General features: G+C 51.2%; 4 protein-coding genes. 2 read left to right on the top strand and 2 right to left on the bottom strand.

The window, feature by feature from the left end; genetic code table 11:
- A partial coding sequence (locus QCH34_RS06970; RefSeq protein WP_300332190.1) for a potassium channel family protein occupies positions 1–762 on the top strand: 762 nt, incomplete at its 5' end.
- Here QCH34_RS06970 and QCH34_RS06975 read toward each other — a convergent pair.
- The gene (locus tag QCH34_RS06975; RefSeq protein ID WP_300332192.1) at positions 716–2,443 is read right to left on the bottom strand and encodes a histidine kinase N-terminal 7TM domain-containing protein; all 1,728 of its coding nucleotides are present in this window, start codon (positions 2,441–2,443) and stop codon (positions 716–718) included. The two genes, QCH34_RS06970 and QCH34_RS06975, sit on opposite strands and share 47 nt — an antisense overlap.
- A 156-nt stretch (positions 2,444–2,599) precedes the next feature.
- Positions 2,600–3,175 (bottom strand): hypothetical protein, encoded by a 576-nt coding sequence (locus tag QCH34_RS06980; RefSeq protein WP_300332195.1) that lies wholly within the window; start codon positions 3,173–3,175, stop codon positions 2,600–2,602.
- Between the two features lie 159 nt (positions 3,176–3,334).
- Here QCH34_RS06980 and QCH34_RS06985 point away from each other — a divergent pair, with 159 nt between their 5' ends.
- Complete coding sequence (locus tag QCH34_RS06985) at positions 3,335–4,618, top strand: C45 family peptidase (protein ID WP_300332197.1); 1,284 nt, start codon at positions 3,335–3,337, stop codon at positions 4,616–4,618.
- Positions 4,619–4,809: the final 191 nt, after the last annotated feature.

Below are 4,809 nucleotides of genomic sequence, written 5' to 3' on the forward strand. Positions count from 1 at the left end.
TTCCTCCTTGGATCGGTCGGCCTTGCCCACCTCGAAGGCCTCTCGTTCTTTGATGCCGTCTATTTCATCATCGTAACGGTGGCAACAGTCGGGTATGGCGATATCGTTCCGACAACAGATGGCGGCCGGTTCCTGGTGATGGTGCTTATCCTTGCCGGGGTGGGGACATTCCTGACGGTTGTTGCCTATACAATCGAGCTGATGATCTCAAGGAATGATCTCCGTTCAAGGCAGAGGAAAGTTCGTATGATCATCGGTGTCTTCTTCTCTGAGGTTGGTGTTCCGATGTTTCATCTCTTCAAACCGGGTGTTTCATCTTTTCAGCAGGATGACGATCTCCTTGTGAAGAATGGCTGGGATAAAAAACAGTTTCTTGCCGCAAGAAAACGCCTTTTGGGAAGATCTTTTGGAGTTGATCTGATGAAGCTCGATCGGATCGCACTCTCCCGGTTCCTGGCAGAGAAGCGTGGCTTTATGATCCAGCTCCTCCAGCATCCGATGCTCTTTGATGATGAGCCCTTCTCGGATATGATCACCGCACTATCCCATCTTCAGGAGGAACTCTCATCACGGCGTGATCTGGCGCATCTCTCCCAATCTGATGCCGCACACCTGTCACACGATTGCGAACGGGTATATCGTCTGCTAGTTTCAGGGTGGCTTGAGCATATGGAGTACTTACAGAGCCATTACCCGTTTCTCTTCTCGCTCTCTGTCAGGACAAATCCTTTTGATCCCGAGGCGTCCGCTGAAATTGACTGATTGGATCCGGGTTATTCCGGTATGCGTTTTTTGGGATACTTATTTCAAACCTTGCCCCCTCTTTCCAGGTGCCGGTTTCGCGGATTGTCATCCCTGTAATCGAGAGTATCTCGCGGATCAGGTAGAGTCCAAGCCCCATCTTGCTTCCCCGGATATGCGAGAAGATACGTTCTTTCATATCATCCGGAATGCCGATCCCATCATCTTCAACAGTCAGCACCCCGGTTTCTCCATCCTGGTGAAATGAGATCTCAATTCTGGTTGCTCTCTCACCATGAATGACGGTATTATGGAAGAGATTTGAGAAGACCTTCAGGAGGAGCGGGTCCGCATAGATCTCAAGATCGCCGGTTTCCACCGTAAGAGTAATGTTGCCGGGATTTATCTCCTGTTCAGCCCATCGTGCTGTCGATTCAACATGCTGCCATGCGGGTTCCTGGGCTCCGAGATTCTGATAGTCGGCTGTGAAGGTGATCTGCCTCTCTATCGTCCTCACAGCTTCGGTTAGTTTCTCCATGTATCTCTGTATCTCCGGATCACCGGGAAGTTCCTCCTGAATGATGGAGCCATAGCCGAGGATGGACGTGATCTGGTTTAAGATATCGTGCCTCGTGATCGAGGAGAGGAGATTGAGTTTTTTATTTGCCACTTCAAGGCTCTGGCGTGCCCTGTACACATCCGTTATATTCCTGATGAAGATGGTGGTGCCGATCGGGGTCCCTTTCCTGCTGGCAAATGGCTCTGTTCGCACCTCGAATATCTCGTCTCCATCATCACGATGGATGAGGTGCGATCCTTTCATGTCATGGATCCCCCATCGCCTGAGAATATTCATCCCATCTGTTCCTTCAATCTCCGCGAACGTATTGCCAACGACGATTGTTGCAGCACGGTTCATATCAACCACCCGGTTGTTCTGGTCAAGGACGATTACACCGTCATTCATCGTTTCGATGACCGTTTTTCTTGCCAGAGGTACGATCGTGAAGAGGCCGAGATTCGTATTGCCGCTGATAACGATGAGAGAGAGCGTGATCAGGAGTGCAAACGGTGTCAGATCAACGCCGGGGAACGGGTCAAGGCGGAAGAGGTACAGGAGATTGAAAAGGATGGGTGTGATGATTCCGATAAAGAGAAGAAATAACTGCTCGCGGACACGGGGTGTGCTTGCGGTATACCGGTAGATCAGGATGCAGATCGAGCATGCGATCAGGAAGTATGAGTACAGGGTATGCAGCGGGTAGATCGGGCCGTATATGACCTCCCAGACGATCGTTCCAAGTACCAGCTGTTCGGTAACGCCGGAGTAGAAGAGGCCGTGGATACTGTTTGTCCCGACGAGAATGATATTGATTATGGGGATGATGAAGAGAATGGCGGCTCTCTGTGCGGTTGCAAACCACCGGATGCCGGTAAATGCACAGGCGATGAGGAAGAAGGTTACCGGAATCCCCGAGAACCCGATGGATGACAGGGTGGTGATGGCGAGCTGGGAACCCGGATCCGCTGCCATATAGAGACAGGCATCCCCGAAAGCCCAGATGGCTGCAAGTACCAGAAAGAGCGTAACAGGTCCTCTGAGCTGTTCGCTCCAGCTCCCCCTGAGATGGTATGCAGATATGGCAAATACGAGGGCGACGATCAGGAGAGTCGGGGTAAGGATTGAGAACTGGAATATCATAACGCTAATCTCTCAGAGTGCTCTTCATAAATAAAAAGGTTATTCGTTGATTGCTTCCTTTCCGATTGCTCAAAACCCAAAAAGCAGATAATTACCCTGTGTCAGGATACTCCCATGCGGGAGGGCGGGGTGTGCCCGCCTGCAGGGAAAGTGGTATTAATGGTAATAAATCCTGACCGTTCCTTCTGTTGAGAGCCGTTTCTGCTGGCCATATGGCTCTATGACGAACGCAATCCCCTCATTCGCATGGGCTTCGATCGCTCCATCGGAGATTCCGGTGTAGGATTCGATATACGAAAGGGTATTCCTGTCAAAGGAGGGGTTCTCATCCCATGCTCTCGTATATGCATGAGCCTCTTCGAGTGTCATGAACCGGATGGTTACCGGGGCCTCGGTTTTTACCTCAAGCTTCAGATGTTTCTGCATGATGGTATTTACCGAGGGAACGATCTGTGAATAGCCGCTTTCAGGGGAGAGCTGCTCTTCGCGCCAGAACACCCAGTTGCCACTAGATGCCGGTGTGGATTGGGGAGTTGTGGAATCAACCGGGCTCTCCCCGCCGATGGTCTGTGTTGTTTCACCGACTTCAGATAATGCACCGCCAATCGTATCTTCAACGCTTCCCATGATCGAATCGGTATCAAGGACAACTCCGGTCGGATCCGTCGAACAACCTGCGAAGAAGATGGCTGCAATCAGGAGCAGAAAAGCAGTAATCTCGTGTATTCTCATAAATCTTTTCACGCACTATTTATATAAAAAGGTTGTGACTTGCGATCTTTTGCGATCTGATTTATGCTTATTTCATCAGGCAAATGACTGCGTTTTCATCGCCAGCCTGTTTCGACTGCAAGACGACAGATTTTAAACTCTTGTCATAAATTATTCACTATGAAATGCCGGGGAATCGGATGTCTTCTGCTCATCGCTCTTCTACTTTTCTGCTCGGCAGGGTGCAGCGAGAGTTCCGGATCTCAGGGTGAGCCTGACCAGACTGGTGTTGTATCACCCGTTGATCATAAAGGAAGCGGCCTTCTCTTTATCAATGAATATGAAGGCGGCCATGCTTATCGGACGCCATCCGGCACCTTCCTGGTTTTGGATCTCAGGGGATCATGGACTGGGATGGGGCGTCAGTATGGCGGCCTTGCCGGGGAGGATCTTCGCCTCTTCCATGACAGGATTGTGGCGGATCTCACCAGCCGCGGTGTTTCGGGTGATCATCAACTGGCGACTGCACAGGAGTTATTTGACAGTCTCTCACCGGAATTGCAGGAACTGCTCAAGGGAATGAGCGAGACATCCGGCCTTACAATGGATGAGGTGCTGGTTACGAATGCCGGTATGATCCTCTTAACCGATGCAATCCTTTCGGATCGGCTGCCGGGTCTGCCTGAGGATCTCCCGGCAGGGTGCAGCGGGATCGGCGTCTGGGATCAGTATACAGAAGATGGCAGCGTTATCTTTGGCCGAAACTGGGATATCGATCGGGCATCGATGAGGGAGTACATGGAGTTCCTCTCTGTTGTTCTCCTCCACCCGGATGACGGCTATGCGTATGCCAATATCCATCCGCTGGGAAACGTCTATCTCGAGAGCGGTATGAATGAATTTGGTCTCTTTATAGAACTGAATAATGGAGGCCATTCTGATCCGGCTGAACCTGCGGATCGCCAGAACACAGCCTCTGTGCTTGTCGATGTATTGAGAGAGTGCCGCGATGTCGAAGAAGCGGTTCTGATGCTGAAGGGTATCCCGGCCGATCTCTCCTACATTCTCCAGATTGCAGATTCTGCCAATGCAGTATCGCTAGAGCGGGGAACCTTAGATGCCAGGGTGCGGGATCCTGATGACGAGGGCCTTGTGATCGCAGTGAACCACTTCATTCCTCCCTATCCGCCGGAATGGAATGATTGGATTCAGTTGCCAAGGACTGATGAAGATGATCCGAGATACAGCAATATGCTCCGCCTTGCACAGTCACCGGCGTATATGGGCCATTTCAATTTGGAACTGATGCAGGAATACCTGATGGTTCCAATGGAAGAAGGCGGTGCATATCATGCTGGAACGGTGTACCAGGTTGTTGCGGTTCCAGAGACCCGGACTATCTGGTTACATGCCTGTGAGTATGCCGGGTGGGAAGAGATACCTCTGGCATCCCTTCTCAAATAATGTTCACCCTGCGATAACAGGTACATTCATCCTCTCAGGGGAGAAGTGGAGTATATCCGGGTCTTCGAATGCTCTGGTTCCTCTTCGCACTCGGGGGTGCAGTCTCCCAGGCAGTCTATGCCGGCATGGTGAAACGCCTGCTCACAGGGAAGCAGATCTATCTACTGGCAGGTATTTCATTCCTCTCTGCC

The sequence above is a fragment of the Methanocalculus sp. genome (genome assembly GCF_029762515.1).
Lineage (GTDB): Archaea > Halobacteriota > Methanomicrobia > Methanomicrobiales > Methanocorpusculaceae > Methanocalculus.